Origin of the sequence: Maricaulis maris (assembly GCF_036322705.1) — a bacterium.
Taxonomy (GTDB): domain Bacteria; phylum Pseudomonadota; class Alphaproteobacteria; order Caulobacterales; family Maricaulaceae; genus Maricaulis; species Maricaulis maris_B.
Genome location: NZ_AP027270.1, coordinates 718,486 through 743,773 on the forward strand (window position 1 = coordinate 718,486; position 25,288 = coordinate 743,773).

Sequence of the window (25,288 nt, forward strand, 5' to 3'; positions counted from 1 at the left end):
GGGTGACCCGCCATCCCCTTTTTGTATCTGTCCGGGTAGGCTCAGGGCGGGGTTGGCACCGTGCCCCGCTTGGCTTCTGCCGGGATCAGCCCGAAGCGATAATCGCGTGCCCGTGCCGTGTACAGGAGAGTCAGGCCGGTCAGGCCAAGCATGAGCACTTCCGCTGCCGGGCTGGCCAGCCATATCCCGGTCTCGCCGAGCACAAGCGGCAGGGTGAGGGTGAGGGGGATGGCAAACAGGTAGGTCCGGGACAAGCTCAACAACCCCGCGCGTCCGGCCTCGCCCATCGCCTGGAAATGGGTGGAAATCATCACCGAAGGGCCGGCCAGCACGTAGGCAGCAACGATCATCGGCAAGATCCGCCCAACGGCGTCGATCACCGCCGGATCGGTTACAAAGAGGCTGGCCAACGGGCGCGCTGCCAGCACGAAGATCGCCTCGGCGCTGGCGGCGTAGGCCAGGGCGCAGAGCATGGCGATCCGCAGGGTCTCGGCGACCCGCCCATGAAGACCTGCGCCGAAATTATTGCCGACGATCGCCTGTAAGGCCTGCGCCATGCCCATCAAGCCAAGAAAGCTGAATGACAGGAGGCGGGTGATGATGCCGTAGGCGGCGACCGTCGTGTCATAGTCCGGCACATCAAGCGCCTGCAGGGTCAGCAGGACCGTGGCAGATCCAAGGGACATGCCGAGAAAAGCGAGGCTTTGCGGTGCGCCGAGCGCGATGAAGCGGGGCCACCCCGTCCGCCAGGCCTGCCAGGGCAAGCGCAGCGCGGGGAGTTCGCCATGGCTGCGTGCCCGGAAGACGAGAATGGCTACCAGGCCAAGCGCCTGGGCAACAGCGGAACCGATGGCCGAGCCCGAAACGCCCCAGCCAAGCCCCGCGATGAAGGCGAAATTGAAGGCGATATTCGCCAGTGTGACGAGGGCGCCCGTGATCGCCATGAAGCCGATCCAGCCCTCGACCCGCAAGGCCGTCGATTGAACCGATAGCAGGAAGGCGAGGGGGGCGGTGAAGATGGTGATCGCAAGATAGCGGTAGCCGTAGTCGGCGAGGGCCCCCGGACCGTTCGCGGCGAGCTCGACAACGGAGCGGCCGCCGACGAGAAAGAGGATGACCAGCAAGGCGCAGGTGAGAACGGACAGGCCGTGGGCTCCCGCCAGGCTGGCGCGGGCCGCATCGATCTGCTCTCCTCCAAGCTGACGCGCCATCACGCTGGCCATGCCGTTGGCGACCAGGGTGGCGAGGGCCACCGACATCATGACGATCGGGAACATGACGGTGACACCGGCCAGTGCATCGGCACCGACATAAATGCCGACAAAGATTGCATCGACGACATTGAACAGGCCGCTGACGGTCATCAGAAAAACAATCGGCAGGGCGGTGCGGGCAAACAGGGCCCCGATCGGGGCACCGGTAAAGTCTGTTTTGGTGGCGTCGGGACGAGCCATCGGATTTCCTTTGCAGGCGCAGCCCGGCCGCTGCGCAAAGCAGGCCCGGACCATGCAAAAGCGTCTGGCCCGCCGCGTTCAGGGATAGCGGAGGCGCCAAGGCTTGGTTTCAGAAAAGGGGGCTCGCATTGCCGGGCACAAAAAGGCCAAGGGGAAAACGAGGGTTTCACCGGACCACGAGGGTTTGCGAGCGGCGGGCACCCGGCGCCCGTGTCGCAGTTCTAGGCTGGCGCGCCGGAAGCGTCAATCTCGACCGGGTCGCCCAGCGCAATCACGCCGTCTTCCAGGACGGTGAGATAGAGACCGCAATCCATGTGCCCGTAGTGCTCGAACAGCGCTGCGGGTACATTGCTGTCCAGCTCCGCACTGTCCGGATTGACGCTGGTCGCGACGCAGCGCCGGATCCGGCTTTCGACGCGGCATGTCACGCCACCGATGCGGATCGCCTGTCCAATCAGCTCGAACTCCTCCCACGGCGCCAGGCCGTCGATCAGCAGGTTGCCGCGAAAGCGCAGCGGGTCGAGCGGCTGGCCGATCTTGTCGGACAGTTCGCGCACCGAGGCGGCATTGATCAGCGAGATCTGCGGCTGCGGGATATCGGTCATCGCCTGGCCCGGCGCATGGACCAGCCGCAGCGGCCCACGCACGGCTTCGCCCAAGAGGGCGTTCAGCACGTCAAACAGGGGCAGGTGGGTGGCCGGGTCATCCAGCTTGACCGTGACCGGGGCGGCACCGTCCAGGCTCACCGAGTAGGTCTGGCCCTGCGCGTCATGGTGGCAGGTCAGGCGGGCCAGGTCGGACTGGCCGGCCAGCATCAGGAAATGCTTTTTCGGCAGATGTCCCGGCGCCGCGTCATCAAACGGCGAGGGGCCGTTCTCGATGGCCCAGGCCCGGTCCAGGGGCAGGGCCGCGCCGGCCATCAGCTGGACCTGGTCAAGCGGATCGGGGCCCAGTCCCTTGACGGGGAAACGCGTGATGGCTGAAAGCTGGGGCATGGGGTAGGATGGCTCCGCTGGGTCCGGTTGAAAACCGTGGTCAGAATGTCGCGGCCCGACCTCTTGTGTTGTTCATATGCAACACCTACATGCGGTCTGAAACGCGATTGTGCCGTGCTTGATAAAGGCGGCGTATCGCAACTTATCTCGCCTTTTTCGGGGGATCGACATGGAATTCGACAAATATACAGACCGCGCGCGGTCCATCATCCAGGCCGCCCAAGGCCTGGCACTCAAATCAAGCCACCAGCAATTCACGCCTGTCCACGTGCTCAAGGCGCTGATGGACGACACCGCCGGGCTGGCCGGCAATCTCATCCAGACGGCCGGTGGCCGCGTCCGCCAGGTCCAGGACGGGGTCGAGCAGGCGTTGGCCGCCCTGCCCAAGGTCGATGGCGCCGAGGCCAAGCTTTACCTCGCACCCGAGACCGCCAAGCTGTTCGGTGCGGCCGAGGAGGCGTCTCAGAAGGCCGGTGACCAGTATGTCACGGCCGAACGCGTCCTCTTGGCCATGGCGCTGGCGAGCGGCACCAAAGCGTCCGACATCCTCAAGGCGGCCGGGGTCACCCCGCAGGCGCTCAACACCGCCATCAATGATCTGCGCCAGGGCCGGACTGCTGACAGCCAGTCGGCCGAGGACGGCTATGAAGCGCTCAAGAAATATGCCCGCGACCTGACCGAAGTGGCCCGCGAGGGCAAGCTCGATCCGGTCATTGGCCGCGACGAGGAAATCCGCCGCGCTATCCAGGTCCTGTCGCGCCGGACCAAGAACAATCCGGTGCTGATCGGCGAGCCGGGCGTCGGCAAGACCGCCATCGCGGAAGGCCTGGCCCTGCGCATCGTCAATGGTGATGTGCCCGAAAGCCTGAAGGAAAAACGCTTGCTGGCGCTCGACATGGGCGCACTCATCGCCGGTGCGAAATACCGCGGTGAGTTCGAGGAACGGCTGAAGGCGGTGCTGTCGGAAGTCGAGAGCGCCAATGGCCAGATCATCCTCTTCATTGACGAGATGCACACCCTTGTCGGTGCCGGCAAGACCGATGGCGCCATGGATGCGTCCAACCTGTTGAAGCCGGCCCTGGCGCGCGGCGAGCTGCACTGTATCGGCGCGACGACGCTGGACGAGTATCGCAAGCATGTCGAAAAGGACGCGGCCCTGGCCCGGCGTTTCCAGCCGGTCATGGTGGAAGAGCCGAGCGTCGCCGACACCGTCTCCATCCTGCGCGGGCTGAAGGAGAAGTATGAGGTGCACCACGGCGTGCGCATCGCCGACAGCGCGATTGTCGCTGCGGCCAACCTCTCCAACCGCTACATCACCGACCGCTTCCTGCCCGACAAGGCCATCGATCTGATGGACGAAGCCTCGGCCCGTCTGCGCATGCAGATCGATAGCAAACCGGAAGCACTCGACGAGATCGACCGTCGCGCCATCCAGCTCAAGATCGAGGCCGAAGCGCTCAAGAAGGAGGCTGACGACGCGTCCAAGGAACGTCTCGCCACCATCACCAAGGAAATCGCTGAGCTGGAGTCACAGTCCGCCGAGATGACCGCTGCCTGGCGCGCCGAGAAGGACAAGCTCGCCTCGGCCACCACGCTCAAGGAATCCATCGACCATGCGCGCTCCATTCTCGCCGATGCCGAACGGCGCGGCGACCTGGCCCGGGCCTCGGAGATCAAATACGGCCAATTGCCCGATCTCGAGCGCAAGCTCGCCAAGGCGGAAGCCGAGGGTGATGCCGCCGGGACGATGCAGGAAGTCGTCGATGACGAGCAGATCGCCCAGATCGTCTCGCGCTGGACGGGGGTGCCGGTCGACAAGATGCTCGAAGGCGAGCGCGACAAGCTGCTGCGCATGGAAGACGCGCTGCGTGGCCGTGTGATCGGCCAGGATGCAGCTCTGGAAGCGGTCTCCGACGCCGTCCGCCGGGCGCGTGCCGGTCTCAAGGATCCCGCCCGTCCGATCGGTTCCTTCCTCTTCCTCGGCCCGACCGGTGTCGGCAAGACCGAGCTGACCAAGGCGCTGGCCGAATTCCTGTTCGATGATGAAAGCGCTATCTCGCGGCTCGACATGTCGGAATACATGGAGAAGCACTCGGTCTCGCGCATGATCGGCGCACCGCCCGGCTATGTCGGCTATGAGGAGGGCGGAGCCCTCACCGAAGCCGTGCGTCGCCGACCCTACCAGGTCGTCCTGCTCGACGAGATCGAAAAGGCGCACCCGGATGTCTTCAACGTTTTGCTCCAGGTCCTCGATGATGGCCGGCTGACCGATGGTCAGGGCCGCACGGTCGATTTCCGCAACACGATCATCATCATGACCTCGAACCTGGGGTCCGAGCACCTGCAATTGGTCGATAATGCCGAGGATGCGCGGGACGATGTGATGGCCGCTGTGCGTGGACATTTCCGGCCGGAATTCCTCAACCGGATCGACGAGGTCATCCTGTTCCGCAAGCTCGCGGAAGAGCATATGGGCGCCATTGTCGACATCCAGCTGGGCTATCTCGAGCGCCTGCTGGCCGACCGTCGCTTGACCATCTCGATCGACGCCGGCGCCCGCTCCTGGCTGGCCACCAAGGGCTATGACCCGGCCTATGGCGCCCGGCCGTTGAAGCGCGTCATCCAGAAGGAACTCCAGGACCCGCTGGCGAGACTGTTGTTGGAAGGCAAGATCAAGGATGGCGAGAACATCCAGGTCTCCAGCGAAGCTGGCATGCTGACGGTCAATGGTGTCGCGGTTGGCGTGAGAAAGCCGACGCTGGAAGCGGTGAACTAAGCCGAATTGTCGGGGCGGTCGCGAAGACCGCCCCGTTTTCCTTCAGGAAGGGGCAGGCCGCCTGCCCAACCATCCATTCTTGGCTTGCCGAGAGTCGGCCAAGTGGGGTTCAGCCCGTCAAGGGCGGCAGAGCCGCCGCGTAGCGGTTTCACCCTTGACGGGCTGAACCCCACTTGGCAATTGGCTGACAAGCCAAGAATGAATATCTCCCCGCAAGGCGCGGGTTTGCTCAGCGCCCCGGAAGAACGGACGTCAGCTCGCTGATACACCTAGAAAACCGGGACTGGCCTTTGTGTGATGAATTGGCCTGTGTTGATCAATCAGGTCGGGTCAGTGATCCGCGCGGCAGCCACGCGGCGTACTAGGGACTCTGTATGGGCACGAAATCAGAACGCATACACGTGCAGGTGCACAGCTTGGCGACGGCGCTGTTTGTTTTGGCGGTTATTCTGGAATTGGCCAACACTGCGGACCCGAATTTGTTCGGTCTGAATTTCCTGGTCGGATTTTTCTACATCGGGACTGGCTGGCTTTATCTTCTCAATCCGGAGATTGAATTCTCGCGGCTGTCTCTCGCGGGCCCGCTGCTTCTGATGGCCTGTTTTGTGTCGCTGTTCGGTTTCGGTGGAGCGCCATGATGAAGTCTAACCTACGTCGGAACACCGATGCCTTCGACCTGTCTTACAACCTGCCCGGGCTCGTGCCGATGTGCACCGTGATCTGGCTGCAGGACTTCCAGCGGGATGGATTGCTCTTGCTGGTCGCGCTGCTGGTTATGTTCAATCTTCATTTTCTCAGGCGTCGCCGACACTATGACACCGAGACCCAGCGCAATCCGTAGAAACGTCGGCCCCCTAGCGCCCCGCGAACCAGCCCTGTGTCCGGTTGGCGAAGGCCACCAGGGACAGCATCACCGGAACCTCCACCAGCACGCCGACCACGGTCGCCAGCGCGGCGCCGGAGTTGAGGCCGAACAGGCTGATCGCGACGGCCACCGCCAGCTCGAAGAAGTTCGAGGTGCCGATCAGGGCGCAGGGGGCGGCGATGTTGAAGGGCGTCTTCCACAGCCAGGCGGCGCCGTAAGCGATGGCGAAAATCCCGTAGGACTGGAGGATGAGCGGCGTGGCGATGATGGCGATGGTGACCGGCTGGGTCAGGATGGTCTCGCCCTGGAAACCGAACAGTATGATGACCGTGCCGATCAGGCCGATGATCGAGGCCGGTTTGATGCGGGCGGTGAAATCGCCCACGGCCTTGTCCGCCACCTCGGCCGACTTGCCGCGCGACAGCGCCTTGCGGGTCAGCCAGCCGGCAATCAGCGGGATCACCACATAGAGGCCCACCGACAGCAGGAGCGTGTCCCAGGGGACTGTGATGTCGGTTACGCCCAGCAGCAGCGCCACGATCGGAGCAAAGGCGACGACCATGATGAGGTCATTCGCGGCGACCTGGACGAGAGTGTAATTGGCATCGCCCCGCGTCAGCTGGGACCAGACGAAAACCATCGCCGTGCACGGCGCGGCACCCAGGATAATGACGCCGGCAAGATATTGTTGCGCATCCTCGGGCTGCAGCCAGCCGGCAAAGACATGCTCGAAGAAGAGCACGCCCAGCAGCGCCATCGAGAAGGGTTTGACGAGCCAGTTGGTGACCAGGGTGATGATCAGGCCCTTTGGCCGCTCGCCGACATGGGCCAGGGCGGAAAAGTCGATCTGGATCATCATCGGCCAGACCATGGCCCAGATCAGCACCGCGATGGCCAGATTGACCGAGGCGACCTCGAATCCCGCCAGCCAGGCAAAGAGGTCCGGCACGACCACACCCAGCGCGATGCCACCCGCCATGCCCATGGCGACCCAGACTGACAGCCATTTTTCAAAAAAGCCGATCCCGCCGGGGGCCGTATCCTGTGTGTTGGTGGCGGTCATGCGGTTGCGTCCTGTCGCTAATTGATTGTGTCGAAGGCCTGCTTGAGCGCGTCGAGCGTGTCGCCGTGAAGGGCGGACATCAAGGCGCTGACGCGCGCATCGAGTGCGTTGAACGTGTCGTTGAAAGCGGCGCGGGCGGCGTCGGGATCGGTGATGGCAGCCGGGTCGGGCAGGCCCCAATGGGCCTTGGTCGGCGCACCCGGCCAGACCGGGCAGACTTCCGCGGCGGCGCTGTCGCAGACGGTGATGACGGCATCGAGGACAGGCGCGTCCGGAGCCGCGAACACGTCCCAGCTCTTCGAGCTGTAGCCGGTCGCCGGCAGGCCGTGGGCGGCGAGTGTCTCGAGGGCGAGCGGGTTGGGCTGGCCGGTCGGCGTCGAACCGGCGGAATAGCCTGCGACCCGGCCCTGACCGCGTGCATTGATCAGCGCTTCACCAAGGATGGAGCGCGCGGAATTGCCTGTGCACAGAACCAGGATGTTGAGCATGCGACCCCGCCTGCCTTGTGGATGTCAGGCGGGGTCGTAAGCGCAGTCGGGGCGGACTTCAACCAGAATTCGTTTCGCGATTTAGCGAAGGGCGAGTTCCAGGTGCGGCGTGCCGTCGGAGGTATGCGCGGCCGATCGGCCATTGCGGCCGACGGTGCCGTTGATGCGGCGCCGGAAGGACGAAAAACTGTCAAAGCGGACCACGTCGACCGCCTCATCGAGCGCCAGCGAAATACGCCAGCCGCCTTCGCCGCCCGCAAGGGCGTGCAGGCCGACAATGTCCGCCTCAAAGGCTTGGCCGAGATAATGACCGGAGACACGGCCGCCGACCGCAAGCGGGGCCGAGGGGCGGTTGCCGATAGCGGCACTGAGCGTGTTCCAGTCGCGATAGCCCATCTGGCTCGCGAGCAGTTCGAGCGCCTCGCCGTGAGAGATGAAGTTGCCTTCCGCTTCCAGCGCTTTTCGCAAACGCTTGGCCTGCGCCTTCAGCGCATCGCGGGAGAGTGGGTGTGTTGCCGTCGTCATGACATGCCCTTCTTTATGGCATGCGGTCATTGTGATGGGGCTCGCCTTGCCATCCCGCCGCATGTCGCAAAGACAATCAGGGAAATGCCAGATCATTCGGAGATTTCACCAGGGCCGAAGCCTGCGAGCGGCGGGCATCTCCGTGCCTGTCGCGCTTGATAGGCGCGGTGAGGGCGTCGGTCAATGGGCATCGATGCCGCTTGTCATCCCCGTTGGATGTCCGGCGCAGGCCGGACGCAAGACGGGGACCTAACAGGTCGCCAACATATAGGTCCCTGACTTTCGCCCCGCCTGCGCGGGGCGTCCATCAGGGATGACAAGGCTGGCCCAAAGAGAAAACCGCTGCAGCTACGGCCCGCTGGCTGACAAGTGATCTATGAATTACTCTGCTCATTTTGCGCGGAAATACGCGACTGTCGCGCCTGGCAGCGATTGCTATCGCACGTGAATTTGAAGTGACGCCCGACTTGCGTGAGAGTCGATAGTTTGTTGAGCGCTTCAGCGAGTTTTTTGCCACGGAACAATATTCCCCGGCTTTCTAGAAACAGTTCCAGTCGCCAAGCATCAAACAGTTCCGGCTCGTCGAACTTGTCATGGATATCGACGCACTGGTTACTCAGGCGGTGGGTGAAACAAACTCCCAATCCGTGGCGCCGGAATGTCCATTTGCCGGAGGTCACAGTGAAATTGCCTTCCGACGGGGCCGCGGTCAGGATCATGTCGAGGCCGAATTTCCGGGCCCATTCGCTTACAAGTTCAACCTGACAGGCGATCAACTCTCGGCAACTGGCTTCGATGTTGATCACTCCGAAACCCCAGCCCCTATTGCGCGCCATTGCCCGCATCGGCGACCAGCGGTGCATCGTTGTCGTCGGCCAAATGGGCGGCTTCGCGGATGGCGATGATGCGGTCACGCTCGGCTTCGAAGAGCGGGATCTCGGCCTCGGTCAGCTGGCGACCGGTCGGTAGGTCGAGCGTCATCGGATTGCGCGGCGTGCCGTTCTGATGGACTTCATAATGCAGGTGCGGCCCGGTTGAACGACCGGTGGTGCCGACATAGCCGATCACCTGGCCCTGCGTCACGCGGGAGCCGGCCCGGACACCGCGGGCGAAGCCGTTGAGGTGGGCATAGGCGGTCTGGAAGCCATTGGCGTGACGGATGCGGATATAATTGCCGAAACTGCCGAAGCGGTCAGCCCGTTCGACGACGCCATTGCCCGCGGCCATGACCGGGGTGCCCCGCGGCGCGGCGAAATCGGTGCCGTTGTGGCGACGCGTATAGCCCAGGATCGGGTGGCGCCGGGCGGTCGAGAAGGATGAGGACAGGCGGGCGCCATTGATCGGGGTCAGCATCAGCAGACGCTGGGCGCTGGCGCCTTCCGGGCTGTAATAGCCGACAATGCCGTCCTCGGTCTCGTAACGGTAGAACTCCTTGGCATCGCCGCGGCCGTCATACATCGCGTAGAGGATGTCGCCGGTACGCGCGGTATTGCCTTCCTCGTCCACGAAGCGCTCGAACAGGATGTCGAATTGGTCGCCCGGCTGGATCGAGCGCTGGAAGTCGATGGCATAGGCGAGCACGCCGGCCAGCTCGACAACCACCCGGTCGGTGGCGCCGGCCGCCAGCGCGTCGACATAGAGCGAGGCCGTGATCGAGCCGGAGGCGCGCACGATTTCACGGTCAAACTGGGCGATGGTTTCGCGGGCCCGGAAATCACCCTCGAAGGTCCGCGCGACGGTGATCGAGCGTTCGACATCAGGGCGGAAGGACAGGCCGTCGAGACGGGTGACGGCGTCGCTGCCATCAGCCGGTGTGTCGGTTTCGAAATAGAGATTGATACGCTCGCCGGCGCGCAGATAGCGCAGGTCGAAGACGGTGCCGAGGGCCGAGATGGCGCGCGCGGCCTCGACCCGGTCAACACCGGCATCATCGAGCACGCCGGCCAGGGTCCCGCCACGCGGAACCGTGCGTTCGGCCTGGATGCGGGTCGGGCAGCTCCGGCAGTCTGTGAAAGCGGCGTCATTGACGCGCAGCAGGACATCGGGTTCGAGAAGGAGAGGCGTGGTGTCTTCCGTTGCAGTGTCCTGAAGCGGCACGCCGGCATCGGAAACCGTGGCCGGATCGGTCGGTGCCGCCATGGCCAGCCGGATCGCGTCGCCGCTTGCGGCATCGCTCTGCGGCTCGCCGGTCAGCATCAGCGCGGCCAGCAGCCCGGCAGACAGCGCGAGGCTGGCAAGGGCGACCAGGCCGCGTGTGCGACGGGTATCGGCGCGGGTAACGTCAAATCCTGACACGGTCCCAAAACTCCGGTCTGCTCAAAACGACACGTATGTGTCTTGTCCACCAAGCAAATCCCGCACCGTTCTCCGGGCACCCGCCCGAAGTCGTCGCAGAACCTGTCCCCACAGTCCGGGGATGAATCATGTCTTGGACTGATCTGGTTGCCAAGACCTTTCCAGACAACCGATTGCAGCCGGAATGCTAAAACCGGCTCTATCGCGCGAGAATCGTGTAAAGAAAAATCCATGCAAGACACGCTCCCCGCCGAACTCCCGGCCGAACAACTCGCCGCCCTGCTCTGTGCACGGCTCTGTCACGACCTCGTCAGCCCGGTTTCCGCGCTGAGCGCTGCACTGAGCGTGTTCGATGATCCGGACAGTTCGGACATGCATGATGATGCGATGGAGCTGGTCCGGGAGAGTTCGCGCCAGGCCCAGGCCAAACTGGAATTCTGCCGTCTCGCCTTCGGAGCCGGCGGGTCTGCGCCGGGCATCATGGATTGCCGCGAACTGCAGCGCCTGACCGAAGCCATGTTCTCGGCGGTGAAGCCGCAGATCGTCTGGAAGGTCGAAGCGAGCGGTCTGGAAAAGCAGGCCGCCCGGCTCCTGCTCAACATGTGTCTGCTCGGTGTCGACGCGGCGCCGCGCGGCGGCACGGTGACCGTCGAGGGCGCCGATGCAGCCGGTGGTGCGCGTCTGCGGGTCATTTCCGAGGGGCCGCGCGCCCGTCTGGAAGAGGGCACAGCGCGGGCGCTCGAAGCGCGGGCCCCCGAGAACGGTTATGACGGCCGCTCGATCCAGCCCTACTATACCGGCCTGATTGCGCGCGGTAATGGCGGCCGTGTCAGTGCGCAGGCCAGTGAGGATCGGGTCGAGTTCATCGCCCTGGTGAAAGGCCCTGAAGGGATGATCGGCTAGCCTCGCAAGGCCGATGCTCGCGTCCTCATATTGTATTAGCGCTATCCATGAAATCACGGAGTTGAGGCCAAGAGTCCGTTAACCAAGCCCTGTCAGATTACGGTGAAATCAGAACCGTATGGGGCCTGCCATGGACGATCTCATCAGTGAATTCCTGACCGAAACGGGCGAAAGCCTCGACGTCATCGACTCTGAACTGGTGCGTTTTGAGAATAATCCGGAAGACCGGGCCATTCTCGACAATATTTTTCGCCTTCTGCACACGATCAAGGGAACCTGTGGTTTCCTCGGTCTGCCGCGACTGGAAGCGGTGGCGCATGCCGGCGAAACGCTGCTTGGCAAGTTCCGGGACGGCGAACTCAGCGTCAGCCCGCCCATGGTCACCCTCGTCCTGCAGGCCATTGACCAGATCAAGGTCGTGCTCGAATCGCTGGAGCATTCCGGTGTCGAACCGGCCGGTGACGATGCCGAGCTGATCGGTCGCCTCGAAGACGCCGCGATGGGCCGACTGCCCGAGCAGGTCGCAGAGGAAGCCCCGAAGGTTCCTGATAATTGGGATGCCGACCTGGGACGCGAGCTGCGCCCGGGCGAAGTCTCCCTCGCAGATCTTGAAGCCGCCTTCCACAGTGCTGTTCCCGAAGTCGAAGTTGCGCCGACCGTGGCCCCGGTCGCCGACGCTGCTCCGGTTGAACACCTTGGTGTGGGTGATTTCGATCCCGATCTCGGCCGCGAGCTGCGCCCGGGTGAGGTTTCCGCTGCCGAGCTTGAAGCCGCTTTCGCCAGCGCCGAGCCGGAGCCGTCGGTTGCCCCGGCAGCGGCCCCGAACCTGATCTCCAAGGATATGAGCCGCGAAGAAGCCCTGGCGACGGCGATGGCCGAGCTCAAGGGCGCCGATGACCATGTCATGGGCGAGGGCGGCGTGAAGGTTCAGCAGACCGTGCGCGTCGGTGTCGACGTGCTCGAAGCGCTGATGACCACGGTGTCGGAACTCGTTCTGACCCGGAACCAGCTCATGCAGACAATTCGCGGTCTGGAAGATGACGACCTCAAGGGCCCGCTGCAGCGTCTGTCTGCCGTGACCGGCGAGCTGCAGGACGGTGTCATGAAGACCCGCATGCAGCCGATCGGCGATGCCTGGCGCAAACTGCCGCGTATCATTCGCGATGTCTCCACCGATCTTGGCAAGAAGATCGAGCTGCAGATGGACGGCAATGATACCGAGCTCGACCGTCAGGTGCTCGAGCTGATCAAGGATCCGCTCACCCATATGGTCCGCAACTCGGCTGACCATGGCCTGGAACTGCCGGCCGACCGCGTCAAGGCGGGCAAGTCTGAGAAGGGCACGATCAAGCTCTCGGCCTACCATGAAGGTGGCCACATCATCATCGCGATCTCCGACGATGGCATGGGTCTCAACACCAAGCGCATCGGCGAAACGGCTCTCGAGAAGGGCCTGACCACCCATGATGAACTGGAGCGGATGACGGAGCAGCAGATCCACCGCTTCATCTTCGCCCCCGGCTTCTCGACCGCCGAGAAAGTCACCAACCTGTCCGGCCGCGGTGTCGGCATGGATGTGGTGCGGACCAATATCGAACAGATCGGCGGCGTCATCGACGTCACCTCGACCGCCGGCAAGGGCTCGCATTTCTCGATCAAGATCCCGCTGACCCTGGCCATCGTCTCGGCCCTGATCGTCGGCTGTGACGAGCAGCGTTTCGCAATCCCGCAGCTCGCCGTGCGCGAACTGGTCCGGGTTGGCGCAGGCTCTGACCACACGGTTGAAAACCTCAACGGTGCCCGTGTCATGCGCCTGCGTGACCGGCTCATGCCGCTGGTCGACCTGCATGATGTCCTCGGTGTCGGTGAAGCCTATAGCGGCAATCCGGACGAGACCGGCTTTGTCGTCGTCCTCGACGCCGGTGGTCGCAATGTCGGCCTCGTGGTCGACAATGTCCTTGATACCGAGGAAATCGTCGTCAAACCGCTCTCCGACTCGCTGCGCGGTGTGCATGCCTATTCCGGCGCCACCATCCTCGGTGATGGCTCGGTGATCATGATCCTCGATCCCAACGGCCTCGCGGGCGAAATCGTCACCGCGATGGACGAGGAAGCCTCGATCGAAGCCGGCGCCTCGAAAGGCACGGAAATGGCCAATACCCAGCGTCTGCTCCTGGTTCGCGCCGGTGGCGCCGAGCCGAAGGCGGTTCCCCTGGCGCTGGTCACGCGTCTGGAAGAATTCAACCAGGACGCCATCGAAAGCACCAATGGCCGCCTGGTCGTTCAATACCGTGGCCGCCTGATGCCGATCGTGCCGATCGGCTCGGAAATCCGCACCGCCGAAGGCCAGCGCCAGCCGGTCCTGGTCTTTGCCGAGAACCACACCTCGATCGGTCTCGCCGTCGACGAGATTGTCGATGTCGTTGAAGAGCGCGTCGACCTGCAGATGTCGTCCGACAAGCCGGGTGTCATCGGGTCTGCGATCATCAAGGGCAAGGCGACCGATGTCGTCGATATCGCCTGGTATCTCGACCAGTCGCGCGCCGGCAATATCCAGCGCCGCTCGAGCAATCGTCGCCGCCGGATCCTGCTGGTCGATGCCGACGCCTTCGCGCGCCGCATGATCGCGCCGCTGCTGGCGGCCGCCGGTTATGACGTGACCCCGACGGGTGGCATGCATGAAGTCTATGCGATCGCCGAAGCGGGCGAGAAATTCGACGCCATGGTGGGCGATCCCAGCGCGCTGTCGCGCATCCGCCAGGAAGGCCTGTGGCCGAACCTGCCGACGCTGGCCGTCACCGACTGGCCTGAAGATACCCAGGCTGAAGGCCTGACTGCCGTGCTGCCGAGATCCGATCGTGGCGCCCTGATCGCCGCCCTCGACTCGGTGTCTCAAGAGGAGAAGGTGGCATGACCACGCATCACACTGACAATTCCGAAATGAGCGCCGAACTGATGAACGAGTACGTCTCGGTCCGCATCGGCGATCAGTTGTTCGGTGCGCCCGTCGACGCGATCCGCGAGGTCTTTGCCCCGCAATCGGTGACGTCCGTCCCGCTGGCACCGACCGAAGTCGCCGGCCTGCTCAACTTGCGGGGCCGCATCGTGACCGCGATCGACGCCCGCCGCCGCCTCGGCTTGCCGCCGCGCCAGGCCAACGAGACCGGCATGGCACTTGGCGTTGAGCGTGGTAGCGAAATTTTTGGACTTATCGTGGATAGTGTCGGTGAAGTGCTTCGTCGCCCGAGGGCGGAGCTGGAACCGGTGCCCGCCCATGTCGACCCCCAGTGGCGTTCAATGGTCAAGGGTGTGCACAGGCTGGAAAAAGAATTGCTCGCTGTCCTCGATGTCTCGGCCGTAATCGGATCGGCCGCATCCAGGGCAGAGGCAGCCTAGCGGAGGGTGTTGGGATGAAAACGTGTCTGGTGGTTGACGACTCCCGAGTCATTCGGAAAGTCGCCCGTAAAATTGTCGAAGAGCTGCAATTCGAATGCGCCGAAGCCGGCGACGGGGCGGAAGCCCTCGAGGCGTGCCGCAAGCACATGCCCGATGCCATCCTGCTGGACTGGAACATGCCGGTCATGAACGGCCTTGATTTCGTCAAGGCGCTGCGGCGCGAGGAGACCGGCGACCGTCCGGTCGTCGTGTTCTGCACGACCGAGAATGACATGGCGCACATCACCGAAGCCCTGCGGGCCGGTGCCGACGAGTATGTCATGAAGCCCTTCGATGGTGACATCATCGAATCCAAATTCCAGCAGACGGGTTTGCTGCAGGCCTCTTGAGGGAGTTTCCCATGACGGAACTCGCTCGAAAAGCGTCTCCCGCCAACTCTATTGCCCGGGTTCTCGTGATCGACGACTCGGCAGTCGCCCGGGGTCTGATGACCCGCTGGGTGGAAGAAGACGCTGACCTGACCCTGGTCGGCGCCGCCGTTGACGGCGAGCAGGGACTGGCCAAGGCCACGGAATTGCAGCCAGACCTCATCGTGCTCGATGTCGAGATGCCGAAGATGGACGGGCTGGCCGCCTTGCCGCTGCTGCTCAAGGCTGTCCCGCGCTGCCGGGTCGTCATGGCCTCGACGCTGACGCGCCGCGGTGGTGAAGTCACTATCCGGGCCCTGTCGATGGGCGCGGCGGATTACGCCTCCAAGCCGCAGGCCGGACGTCTGGCAGGCGCGGAAGAGTTTCGCCGTGATCTGCTGACCAAGCTGAAGGCGCTGGCACCGCGACCGATCCCGCCGGTTCCGACCCAGACTGCTGTGGCCCCGTCCCCGACGCCTGCTGCGCCGACGGGCCGGACATTCACCGCCCCGCCGCCGCCGGCGGCCCCGGCCAAGAAAGCCTACGCGCCGGTTGCCCAGCCGCCAATGTCACGCGGCGCGACGCCGCGCCATTCCGGTCGCCCGGAAATCATCGCAATCGGCTCGTCAACGGGCGGACCGCAAGCGCTGCGCGATGTGATCGGGGCCATCCCCGCCGATGTCCGCGCGCCGATCGTGATTGCCCAGCACATGCCGGCCCTGTTCACCAAGATCCTGGCCGAGCACCTCACCAAGGCCAGCAAGCTGGTCTGCAAGGAAGCGGAAGACAAGGAGCGCCTGAAGGCGGGCTGTGTCTATGTCGCTCCGGGCGATTTCCACATGACGATCCGCAAGGATGCAGCGGGCTATTACGCCGTGCTGGACCAGACCCCTCCGATCAATTTCTGCCGCCCGGCTGTCGATCCTCTGTTCCAGTCGGTCGCCGAGGTGACCCGTGGCGCCGCGCTCGGCATCATCCTCACGGGCATGGGGCATGACGGCCGCGAGGGCGCCCGCACGCTGCGCAATGCCGGTGGAACCATTCTCGCCCAGGACGAGCCGTCAAGCATCGTCTGGGGCATGCCGGGAGCGGTGGCGGAAGCCGGCCTGGCCGATGAAATCCTGTCCCTCGCGGACATGGGGCCGGGCATTGTCCGGCGCGCGAAAGGTGGACTGTAAAATGATCAAACACGACGACATCCTTTTCGTTGCAGCCGAAGCGTTCAAACGATCCGGCCTCGTCCTGTCGGCCGACAAGGGTTATCTCCTGGAAAGCCGTCTGGCGCCGCTCGCCCGGGCGGAAGGCTATCCCTCGATCGAGGCGCTGATCACCGCGTCCCGCCGTGATGCCGGGGGCCGTCTGCTGTGGGCGATCACCGAGGCCCTGGCAACGCACGAGACCTTCTTCTTCCGCGACAATACGCCGTTCGATCTGTTCAAGCAGGATGTCCTGCCGGTTCTGGCGCGTGCCCGGGGCAATAACGGGTCAATCCGGATCTGGTGTGCAGCCTGCTCGTCGGGCCAGGAACCGTACTCGCTGGCCATGTTGCTTGAGGAAGAACGTGCCCGGATCGGTAACCTGCGCGTCGAAATCGTCGCCACCGACATGGCGCCGCGCGTTCTGGAAAAGGCCAAGGCCGGGATCTACTCCCAGTTCGAGGTTCAGCGCGGGCTCGCCGTGCAGCGCCTTGTGCAACATTTCGAGCAGTCCGGCGAGCAATGGCGCATCAAGCCTAATATCCGCTCGATGGTGACCTTCCAGAAGCAGAATCTGCTGGAGAACTTCGGCCAGCTTGGCACGTTCGACCTCGTTTTGTGTCGCAATGTGCTGATCTATTTTGATCCGGACACCAAGAAGAAGGTGCTTTCCCGCATCGCGACGCAGACGGCGCCGGACGGCTATCTGATCATGGGCGCTGCCGAGACCGTTGTCGGCCTGTCCAGCGACTTCTCGCCGGTTGAAGGCCGTCGCGGACTTTATGGCCGGGCTTCCGTCGCCAAGTCCGCCGCCGCCTGACCGTCGCCTACCGATGTTAGACAAACAAGCCCCGCAGCCATCGCTGCGGGGCTTTTTCTGTCGGGCCGGCGGGCTGGGCCCGCGAACGCCTGGCCTGTCGGCTACTCGCTTGCAGCCGGGCTCTGACCCTGCGGGTCGATGACCATCCCGTCGGCCAGAATGCGCATGGCATTCCAGTTCATCGCATCCAGTCGGGCTTGCAGCTCGGCGGTATCGGTGGTGCCCACGCCGGTGATCTCGAACCAGAGGAGGGAGGTGGCGGTCTCCTCCTCAAACCAGGTCTTGCGAACGCTGAGTGTGGCGGGGTCCTCGCCCGGGGGCGTCCCGGTGCAATGCTGCCAAAGGCGCTCCACCCCGCCGGCATCGGTCGCCAGCACGGGGCTGCCAGGCACGCACCAGTCAGGTGTTGCCGGTCGTGAAATCTCCTGCAACGTGTCGGGGTCGAGGCGGTCTTCGTCTGTCTCGGTATTCTTGCCGTCGATCGCGAAATTGACCGCCCAATCCGAATTGAGGCGGAATGCTTCTTCTTCCATGACGCGGGATGCGGCGGAGAGCTGGGCGGCAACCGTTTCGGGATCAGGAAAATGCATGAAACCGTCCGAGCCCGCCATCAGGGAATCAACCAGCACCTGCCATTCGACGCGGTCGGCACTGGTTTCCGGGTTGGGCGTAAGGATCAACGCTTCCATGATGTCGTTGGCCATGGCGACCAGGAACTCGCTGCCGGCATCCCGGACGGCGACGGACTCGGCCGACATTGTGGTATCGGCGGTGATATAGAGGGTCTGTTCGCCAAAGGGGGCGCCGAGAATGCGGTTCTGGACGAGCGAAGTGGCCTCGTCATCGGTGATGATGGAGCGGCATAGCGTGCCAACAAGCTCAAGCGGCTGACGGGTTGTCAGCGTGATCTCCACGGGCTCCGCGCACGGGTCGGAAGCGGGCGTGTCGGTGCTGAAGTTCACATTGAAATCGAAGCCCCACTGCCCGCCATCCGCGTCGGCCATGGCGTTGAGCTGATCATAACGGGTCTCTATCTGCGCGACGAGCTGCCCCGGATTGTCGAGCGCCAAACGGTTGCCGGACGCGACACCGATGCGGACGATCTGATCGACCAGGCCAGCCCCGGAGAAGTCTTCGGGCTCGGCATCCGTGACGGGTGCCGGCGACGGGTCCTGTGCGCTTGCGGCCGGGGCAGCAGCAAGGGTCATGGCCGCAAGTGCGGCGAGCGTAATGGCGTGACGGTTCATGGAAGCCTCCCCCTTGTTCCCGGCAAGTATGGAGGAGCCAGTCGTGCGGGAAAGCCCCTGAACAGGGGATAGGCACAAAAAAGCCCGGGCGGGCGGCCCGGGCTTTTTCAAATCACGTTTGAGACCGGGGTCAGGCGGACGCCTTCTCCTCGACCGGATCACGCAGCACATAGCCACGGCCCCAGACCGTCTCGATATGGTGTTCGCCATGGGTGGCGGCTGCGAGCTTCTTGCGGAGCTTGCAGATGAAGACGTCGATGATCTTCAGTTCTGGCTCGTCCATGCCACCATAGAGATGGTTCAGGAACATTTCCTTGGTGAGCGTCGTTCCCTTGCGCAGGGAGAGCAGCTCGAGCATCTGGTATTCCTTGCCCGTCAGGTGGACGCGCTGATTGTCGACCTCGACCGTCTTGGCATCGAGATTCACGCCGATCGAGCCGGTGCGGATGATCGACTGGGAATGACCCTTGGAGCGGCGCACGATCGCATGAATGCGGGCGACCATCTCGTCCTTGTGGAAGGGCTTGGTCATGTAGTCGTCGGCGCCACAGCCGAGGCCGCGCACCTTGTTGTCGATGTCGGCATTGCCGGTGAGGATCAGGATCGGGGTATCGACCTTGGCCACGCGCAGCGTCTTGAGAACATCGAAACCGGGCATGTCCGGCAGGTTCAGGTCGAGCAGGATGATGTCGTAATCATACAGCTTGCCCAGGTCCACGCCCTCTTCGCCGAGGTCGGTCGTATAAATGTTGAAGCCTTCGGACTTCAGCATCAGCTCGATGGACTGGGACGTTGCCCGATCGTCCTCAATAAGAAGAACCCGCATTTGGTTCGCCTCCGGTTTTTGTTTCCCGAGCGAATCAGTACGCGCCCGGCCTCATAGGGTGATTAACCTTATTCGGACGCTATGCGGAAACCCTTAACGAAAGTTAACTGCGGCTTGACCCATTTTTGGAATCGCAGATTTCCCGATTCCGGTTCTTCATCCTTGATTCGTATTTCACGTAAACCATTCAAGGGTTAACGATCAGGCTACAGCTTCCTGCCGGGCCAGAATCTGCGAATTGATCAAATATCCAGGGCATAAAGTATTCCCGATCGATGCCCGGATTTCCCAACGATAGCGCGCAAATCAGCCCAGAATTGGCGCTGAGGTAGTCAGCAGACTTATCCACAGCCAATTCAAGGGTCTTCGGGACTCCGAGTTGGAATCGGAGTCCGGTCCGCCCCAGAATCGATGCGGAGCGGGGCTGTAAAAATTGCCGGGTGTTTACATCGAGGCAACCCGCGTCGTCTAAACTGAGGTTGAAGTGGCTTTTATGCCACGCTTTGCAAGGCGGGCTGACCCGTATGATGCGCACTCTGATCGATCGCGTTGAACGCCTCGATGACCGGATCCTGGAAGGACGGGTCACCGCGCTCAACGGGCTGCTTGTCGAGGCCGAGGGGCCAAAGGCTGGCCTGTCGCTTGGCGCCCACGCCCAGATCGAGACCGGCAATGGCATGGCCGAGTGCGAAGTTGTCGGCTTTCGCGGCGAGACCGCCCTGATGATGCCGTTCGGTCCGCTTGAGGGCGTTCGTCCTGGAGCCCGAGCCCGTCTGCAGCCCGAAGCGGCCCGCGTTCGTCCCAGTCAGGCTTGGCTGGGTCGCGTCCTCGACGGTTTCGGTCGCCCACTGGATCATGGTCCGGCCCTCACCGAAGGCGGTATCGCCTATCCCCTGAAGGGTAACCCGCCCAGCGCCCATGGTCGGGCCCGTCTCGGCAGCCGGATGGATCTGGGTGTGCGGGTGCTCAATTGCTTCATCCCGATGCGGCGCGGACAGCGGCTCGGCATCTTTGCCGGCTCCGGTGTCGGCAAGTCGGTCCTGATGTCGATGCTGGCCCGGGCCTGCGACGCCGACGTCATCGTGATCGGCCTGATCGGCGAACGGGGCCGGGAAGCGCGGGAATTTGTCGACGACGTTCTCGGACCGGAAGGACGCAAGCGTTCGGTGGTGATTACCGAGACCTCGGATGCGCCGGCCCTGGCCCGTCGCCAAGCGGCTCACCTGACGCTGACGGCTGCTGAATATTTCCGTGATCAGGGTCTCGATGTCCTCTGCTTGATGGACAGCGTCACACGTTTTGCCCTCGCGCAGCGCGAAATCGGCCTTGCCGCCGGCGAACCCCCGACCACGCGCGGATATACGCCGTCCGTATTTGCTGAATTGCCACGGCTACTTGAGCGCGCAGGGCCGGGTCCAGAGCGGTCCGATGGCGGAAAACAGGGGACCATTACCGGTCTTTTCACTGTTTTGGTGGATGGTGATGACCACAACGAACCAATAGCCGATGCCGTTCGCGGTATCCTGGATGGACACGTGGTCATGAGCCGAGCCATTGCCGAACGCGGGCGCTACCCCGCCATCGACGTGCTCAAGTCCGTCAGCCGGACGGCTCCGGAAGTCTATGAGCCCGCCGAGCGACCCCTGGTCGCGGAAGCGCGCAAGCATTTGTCGGCCTATGCCGACATGGAAGAACTGATCCGGCTGGGTGCCTACACCCAGGGATCGAATCCGGCAGTGGATCGGGCCATCGCGCTCAACGAACCGCTGGAAGCGTTCCTCGGACAGCAAAAAGACGAGGCGGCGGACATCCCGACGACCTTTGCGATGCTGTCGGGGATTTTGGGTGGTGGTGAAGGAGGGCGACAATGACACGCTCACATGAACCCTTGATCCGGCTTGCCCGGTTCAAAGTGGAAGAATTGCAAAAGCAGATGGCCGAGCTGGATCGCTCGCGCGCAGCCCTGATCGGTCAGATCGAGCGCCTCGAGGCGTCGGTCCCCGAGGAGCAGGCCGCCGCAGCCCAGTCCAAGGAAGGCTATATCGCCTATGGGTCCTACGCCCAGGCGGTGATCAAGCGGAAGGAAAATATCCGCGCCTCGCTGGACGAGATCGACGTGCAGGCCAATGCCCTGCGCGACCGCCTCTCCGAAGCCTTCCAGGACCTCAAGAAGTACGAGCTTCTCGAGGAGCGCCGTCTCGCCCGGATCGAACAGTCCGTGCGCGCCGCCGAACAGGACGAGCTCGACGAGATCGCGCTGACCCGCCACGGCCGCGCCTCGCACTGAACAGCGAGCGCCTTGGCGGCACAAAAAAGGCCCCGGACCGGTTGGTCCGGGGCCTTTTGTGTTTTGCGGGTCTTTGGTGTTATGGCCTGGCGGCTGGATCAGAACGCCTGCGACCAGCTCACATCAAAGCGGAGCGAGCGGCCCGGTTCGCTGACGCCGGCGAAGACGCGGTCATAATCGTGGTCGAACAGGTTTTCGATACCGGCATTGAGGCGCAGGCCACTGTCGGCGATCGGTTGCCAGCGGGCATAGGCGTCGGCGACGACATAGCCTGGGCGGTGTTCGGCCGTATCCAGCGGTTTGTCATACTCTCCCGCCGCCTCGATCCGACCACCCAGGGTCAGCCGGGCCTCTTCGAAACGCCAGCGACCATCGACGAAGAGCCGGGTCGGGGCGAGCGAGCCGAGCGGATTGCCGGTCGCCACGTCCTTGCCGTCAATGCCTGTGAGGGAGGCGTCGAGCGAGAAGGCGCCCTGACCGAAGCCCAGCTGGACCTCATAGCCTTCCAGCTCAGCCGAGCCGACATTGCGGCTCTGTGTCGTGCCGGCCGAGCAGGGCGCGAAGAAGGGCGGCGCGAAACAGGTCGGGTCGAAGGCAAAGTCGACGAAGAGATCGATCAGATTGTCGGCCTTGGTCTGGTACCAGGACGCGCTCATGTCGAGGCGGTCGAGGGTGACCCGGTCGGACAGGTCCACCCGGAAGCCGATCTCCAGCGTCTCCGTTTCCTCTGGCAGCAGGTCCGGATTGGCGATGAAGTCATTGCTGATGAAAACCGGCGCGCCAAGGATGATGTGCGGCAGGGAGAAGTGTGTGCCGTCCAGATAGAGCTCGTTGATTGATGGTGCCCGGAACGCCTCGCCCCAGCTGACAAAGACGTTGAAGTCCTCGATCGGTGCATAGGTCGCGGCAAAGCGGGTGGAGGTCGCATCGCTGGCTGTGCTGGCGGTGGTCGGTGTCGAGGTCTCGAACCTGTCCTGGCGCACGCCCGGCAACAGGATGACACGGCCCGGCAGGCCGAAGGGCGCCTGACCGTCGAGTTCCAGCTGGGCCCAGCCGGCCGAGAACCGGCTGTCGGCATCCGGCGCGCCACCGCGCACACCGCCGGTTCCGGTGCTGTCATAGCCGTCCTGACTGTCCTCGTAATACTCCCCGCCCACGGTTAGACCGGCATCGAGGGCACCGAGGGTGAAGTCGAAACGCTGGTCGAGGCGGAGGCCGGTGGTTTCCAGGTCGCGGCGAAGCTGGCGACCTGACACGGTCTCGGTTTCGTCGACCCCGGTTTGGTTGCGATAGACGGTGACACTCAGATCGAGCCAGTCGATCGACGGCGGCGCGAGCGTGGTGTTCAGGGTGAGTACGTCCGCCGTGATGACCTTGTCGACCAGGGCATTGAGTGGATCGACGCCGGCACCGCCCTGGCCATTATTGGGCTCGGTCGCGCGACCGTCGAAACCCTGCCAGCTCAGCTCTGTGCGGACGCCGTCCGCCAGGTCCGCGCCCAGCTTTATGAGGCCGGACAGGCTGTCATTCTCCGCCGGCAGGTCGGCCCCGGACCCCAGGGCAATGTCACCGGATGAGCGTGCCGAAACCGAGGCGAGGGCATCGAGACGGCCTACCCGTCCAAACAGGCTCGCCGAGCCGCGCGTCTCTTCATCGACAGAGCGGTAGCCGGCGCCGAGGCCATAGCCCCATCTTTCGCCGTGGCCCAGAAGGTCGTCAGCGCTCGCAGTCCGGAACGCGACGACACCGCCGGATGCGCCGGACCCGTAGAGCGCCGAGGCCGGCCCGCGCACCGCTTCGACGGCGACCAGCATGGCCGGGTCGACGAAGAAGACCCCGTCATGGGCCGAGCTGTAATTCTGTCGCGCGCCATCGAGCAGCAGGGTCGTGTTCTCGCGGCCCTGGCCGCGCAGCGAGACGGTCTGCCCTGTCCGGCGCGGACCACCACTGACCTCCAGTCCTAGCACCTGGCGCAACAGGTCGTCGAGATCGGACGGGCGGGCGAGGTCGAGCGTTTCGGCATCAATCCGGGCCGTCGCACCGGGATACACAAAGCGGTCGAGCTGCGTATGGGTCGCCTCGACGACAATCACGTCCTCGCCCGGGGCGCCCGGGCTGGTTAGGGCGTCTGCGGTCGTCTGGGCGAAGGCGGGGGCGGCAAGGGCGATGAGAGCCGTTGACGCGAGAGCTGCATGTTTCATGGCGTGTCCCTGTTTTGCGAATGATTATCACTTGCGGCTTTCTGCCGGGCGCGATATCCAATTGCAAGTGAGAATCTTTCTCAAGAAACACATGACTGAAATCAGGGTTATTCCAGACAAACCGAGGGACACATGAAAACTGCTATTCTGGCTGCGGCCGCACTGACACTGGCCGGCTGCGCCACCGCGACGCCCGGCCCGACAGCCGCGTCCATGGCGACGCCGCCGGCCGATGCGGCGCGGGCGACCGCGTCACACGACGCTGCCGCGTTCGAGCGCGACCGACAGGCGATCCTGGCCATGCAGGGCGAATACGCGGTGACGTTCGACTTCCGCGAAATGGTGCCGATCGCGTCGGGCTATGAGTTGGCCGAGCCCAAGCTGACCCCGGCACGGGAAGTCGTTATCGTCGTCGAGGATAGGGGCGACTTTATCATGCTGCAGCATTTGCTGATCGTCGGCGAAGAGGCCAACCCGTTCATCGTCAAGCATTGGCGCCAGGACTGGCGTTACCAGCCCGAGACCGTTCTCGCCTTTCAGGGTTTTGATGACTGGACCGTTGAGAATGTGTCTGCCGCCGAGGCCGCCGGCGCCTGGTCCCAGACCGTTTATCAGGTCGATGACAGTCCGCGCTATGCGGCGGTCGCACCCTGGACCCATGACGCCGATGGTGTTTCAACCTGGGAGCCGCCGGTCTCCTGGCGTCCGCTGCCACGCCGCGATGACACCACGCGCGACGATTATGACGTCATCGCCGCCGTCAATCGCCACACCGTGACGGCCTGGGGCTGGATCCATGAGCAGGACAATTCCAAGCTGCTCCTCGACGGTGATGGTGTCCACGAGCTGGTGCGCGAGACCGGTGTGAACACCTATCGCCGTACCGACCTGTCCAATGACCAGGCCGCCCGTGACTACTGGACGGCAACCGAGGACTATTGGGCCCTGGTTCGGACGCGGTTCGAGGCGCTCGAAACCGACGGGACCCGCCGCTTCCATATCGAGGATGATGCCGAGGGCACGCAGCTCTACGGGCCCATCCTTGAAGCCGGTCAGCGCGTCCTGTTCGGTCTGAGCGACGCCGAGTCAGCCTTTGCCGAGGCGGAGCCTTATCTCGACAGTCAGATCACCATTGTCCGCTAACGGTGTGACCGGATGGTGAGGAAAGGCGGTGCCGTCCCCGGGTGCCGCCTTTTTCCGGTCAGCGCCCGTAGCGCCGCTTGGCCCAGAAAATCGCACCGATGGTGACCATGTAGATCGCCAGCCGCAGCAGCACCACGACTCCGCCGCGCTCATCGAGGCGGGAGAAAGCGAAATCAAAGGCGAAGTCGGGCGGGACGCCGGTCGACCAGCGATAGAGGAAGGGCGCGCAGGCATCGAGCATGAAGGCAATCGAGGCGGCGGCCGGCCATTGCGGCCATTTGCGCATGATAAGGGCGGCGACCAGCGACAGGACGATGATCAACCACCAGTCAAACGGTGTGAAGCCGGCGCTCAATCGATCTGCAAGACTGTCATACATGCTCTTTTACCCCCGGCGTCCG

23 protein-coding genes are annotated in these 25,288 nt (G+C 63.7%); 12 read left to right on the forward strand and 11 right to left on the reverse strand.

Translation table 11 applies throughout. The features are described from left to right. Nucleotides 1-41: 41 nt before the first annotated feature. Together AAA969_RS03210 and AAA969_RS03215 are read right to left on the reverse strand one after the other, a co-directional pair. Nucleotides 42-1,454, reverse strand: coding sequence for an MATE family efflux transporter (locus tag AAA969_RS03210; RefSeq protein ID WP_338243562.1), 1,413 nt, complete (start codon nt 1,452-1,454; stop codon nt 42-44). A 221-nt stretch (nt 1,455-1,675) separates the two neighbouring features. Next, entirely contained in the window at nt 1,676-2,449 is a 774-nt protein-coding gene (locus AAA969_RS03215; protein WP_338243564.1) for an MOSC domain-containing protein, read from the reverse strand. A gap of 169 nt (nt 2,450-2,618) precedes the next feature. Here AAA969_RS03215 and clpB point away from each other — a divergent pair, with 169 nt between their 5' ends. The 3 genes from clpB to AAA969_RS03230 all read left to right on the forward strand — a co-directional run bounded on the left by clpB (nt 2,619) and on the right by AAA969_RS03230 (nt 6,066). After that, nucleotides 2,619-5,225, forward strand: a complete 2,607-nt coding sequence (gene clpB, locus AAA969_RS03220; protein WP_338243566.1) for an ATP-dependent chaperone ClpB — start codon at nt 2,619-2,621, stop codon at nt 5,223-5,225. Between the two features lie 416 nt (nt 5,226-5,641). Continuing rightward, entirely contained in the window at nt 5,642-5,863 is a 222-nt protein-coding gene (locus AAA969_RS03225; RefSeq protein WP_338243568.1) for a hypothetical protein, read from the forward strand. Then, nucleotides 5,860-6,066, forward strand: coding sequence for a hypothetical protein (locus AAA969_RS03230; RefSeq protein WP_338243570.1), 207 nt, complete (start codon nt 5,860-5,862; stop codon nt 6,064-6,066). Before AAA969_RS03225 ends, AAA969_RS03230 begins: the two co-directional genes overlap by 4 nt. 13 nt (nt 6,067-6,079) lie before the next feature. On the opposite strand, the gene arsB is transcribed toward AAA969_RS03230, so the two are convergent. The 5 genes from arsB to AAA969_RS03255 all read right to left on the reverse strand — a co-directional run bounded on the left by arsB (nt 6,080) and on the right by AAA969_RS03255 (nt 10,461). After that, nucleotides 6,080-7,153: an ACR3 family arsenite efflux transporter gene (gene arsB / locus AAA969_RS03235; protein WP_338243573.1), complete on the reverse strand. Its 1,074-nt coding sequence runs from the start codon at nt 7,151-7,153 to the stop codon at nt 6,080-6,082. A gap of 17 nt (nt 7,154-7,170) precedes the next feature. Next, on the reverse strand, nt 7,171-7,641 hold the full coding sequence (locus AAA969_RS03240) for an arsenate reductase ArsC (protein ID WP_338243575.1): 471 nt from the start codon (nt 7,639-7,641) through the stop codon (nt 7,171-7,173). 81 nt (nt 7,642-7,722) lie between these two features. Next, nucleotides 7,723-8,166, reverse strand: coding sequence for a glyoxalase superfamily protein (locus AAA969_RS03245; protein ID WP_425325025.1), 444 nt, complete (start codon nt 8,164-8,166; stop codon nt 7,723-7,725). A 374-nt stretch (nt 8,167-8,540) separates the two neighbouring features. Beyond that, on the reverse strand, nt 8,541-8,972 hold the full coding sequence (locus AAA969_RS03250) for a DUF6896 domain-containing protein (RefSeq protein ID WP_338243579.1): 432 nt from the start codon (nt 8,970-8,972) through the stop codon (nt 8,541-8,543). Nucleotides 8,973-8,988: 16 nt separating this feature from the next. Further along, nucleotides 8,989-10,461, reverse strand: coding sequence for a M23 family metallopeptidase (locus AAA969_RS03255; RefSeq protein WP_338243581.1), 1,473 nt, complete (start codon nt 10,459-10,461; stop codon nt 8,989-8,991). Nucleotides 10,462-10,692: 231 nt separating this feature from the next. Here AAA969_RS03255 and chpT point away from each other — a divergent pair, with 231 nt between their 5' ends. The 6 genes from chpT (at nt 10,693) to AAA969_RS03285 (ending at nt 17,183) form a co-directional block, all read left to right on the forward strand. Next, nucleotides 10,693-11,364, forward strand: coding sequence for a histidine phosphotransferase ChpT (gene chpT, locus AAA969_RS03260; protein ID WP_338243583.1), 672 nt, complete (start codon nt 10,693-10,695; stop codon nt 11,362-11,364). A gap of 130 nt (nt 11,365-11,494) precedes the next feature. Beyond that, nucleotides 11,495-14,278, forward strand: a complete 2,784-nt coding sequence (locus AAA969_RS03265; protein ID WP_338243585.1) for a chemotaxis protein CheA — start codon at nt 11,495-11,497, stop codon at nt 14,276-14,278. Further along, nucleotides 14,275-14,760 carry a chemotaxis protein CheW gene (locus tag AAA969_RS03270; RefSeq protein WP_338243588.1) on the forward strand — a complete coding sequence of 162 codons (486 nt, stop codon included), beginning with the start codon at nt 14,275-14,277 and terminating at the stop codon, nt 14,758-14,760. Before AAA969_RS03265 ends, AAA969_RS03270 begins: the two co-directional genes overlap by 4 nt. Before the next feature lie 14 nt (nt 14,761-14,774). After that, the gene (locus tag AAA969_RS03275) at nt 14,775-15,149 is read left to right on the forward strand and encodes a response regulator (RefSeq protein ID WP_338243590.1); all 375 of its coding nucleotides are present in this window, start codon (nt 14,775-14,777) and stop codon (nt 15,147-15,149) included. Nucleotides 15,150-15,160: 11 nt separating this feature from the next. Continuing rightward, nucleotides 15,161-16,345 carry a protein-glutamate methylesterase/protein-glutamine glutaminase gene (locus AAA969_RS03280; protein WP_338243592.1) on the forward strand — a complete coding sequence of 395 codons (1,185 nt, stop codon included), beginning with the start codon at nt 15,161-15,163 and terminating at the stop codon, nt 16,343-16,345. 1 nt (nt 16,346) lies between these two features. Continuing rightward, nucleotides 16,347-17,183 (forward strand): CheR family methyltransferase, encoded by an 837-nt coding sequence (locus AAA969_RS03285; protein ID WP_338243593.1) that lies wholly within the window; start codon nt 16,347-16,349, stop codon nt 17,181-17,183. Between the two features lie 101 nt (nt 17,184-17,284). Here AAA969_RS03285 and AAA969_RS03290 read toward each other — a convergent pair whose 3' ends face one another. After that, on the reverse strand, nt 17,285-18,430 hold the full coding sequence (locus AAA969_RS03290; protein WP_338243595.1) for a hypothetical protein: 1,146 nt from the start codon (nt 18,428-18,430) through the stop codon (nt 17,285-17,287). Between the two features lie 130 nt (nt 18,431-18,560). After that, a complete protein-coding gene (gene ctrA / locus AAA969_RS03295; protein ID WP_338243597.1) occupies nt 18,561-19,256 on the reverse strand; it encodes a response regulator transcription factor CtrA in 696 nt (231 codons plus the stop codon). Nucleotides 19,257-19,783: 527 nt separating this feature from the next. Here ctrA and fliI point away from each other — a divergent pair. Together fliI and AAA969_RS03305 are read left to right on the forward strand one after the other, a co-directional pair. Next, on the forward strand, nt 19,784-21,127 hold the full coding sequence (fliI, locus tag AAA969_RS03300) for a flagellar protein export ATPase FliI (protein ID WP_425325026.1): 1,344 nt from the start codon (nt 19,784-19,786) through the stop codon (nt 21,125-21,127). Then, nucleotides 21,124-21,543, forward strand: a complete 420-nt coding sequence (locus AAA969_RS03305; RefSeq protein ID WP_338243601.1) for a flagellar FliJ family protein — start codon at nt 21,124-21,126, stop codon at nt 21,541-21,543. The genes fliI and AAA969_RS03305 overlap by 4 nt, the downstream gene beginning before the upstream one ends. A gap of 98 nt (nt 21,544-21,641) precedes the next feature. Here AAA969_RS03305 and AAA969_RS03310 read toward each other — a convergent pair whose 3' ends face one another. Beyond that, nucleotides 21,642-23,744: a TonB-dependent receptor domain-containing protein gene (locus tag AAA969_RS03310; RefSeq protein WP_338243603.1), complete on the reverse strand. Its 2,103-nt coding sequence runs from the start codon at nt 23,742-23,744 to the stop codon at nt 21,642-21,644. 132 nt (nt 23,745-23,876) lie between these two features. Here AAA969_RS03310 and AAA969_RS03315 point away from each other — a divergent pair, with 132 nt between their 5' ends. Next, nucleotides 23,877-24,887 (forward strand): DUF6607 family protein, encoded by a 1,011-nt coding sequence (locus AAA969_RS03315; protein ID WP_338243606.1) that lies wholly within the window; start codon nt 23,877-23,879, stop codon nt 24,885-24,887. A 58-nt stretch (nt 24,888-24,945) separates the two neighbouring features. On the opposite strand, the gene AAA969_RS03320 is transcribed toward AAA969_RS03315, so the two are convergent. Beyond that, the gene (locus AAA969_RS03320; RefSeq protein WP_338243608.1) at nt 24,946-25,266 is read right to left on the reverse strand and encodes a hypothetical protein; all 321 of its coding nucleotides are present in this window, start codon (nt 25,264-25,266) and stop codon (nt 24,946-24,948) included. Between the last annotated feature and the right edge of the window lie 22 nt (nt 25,267-25,288).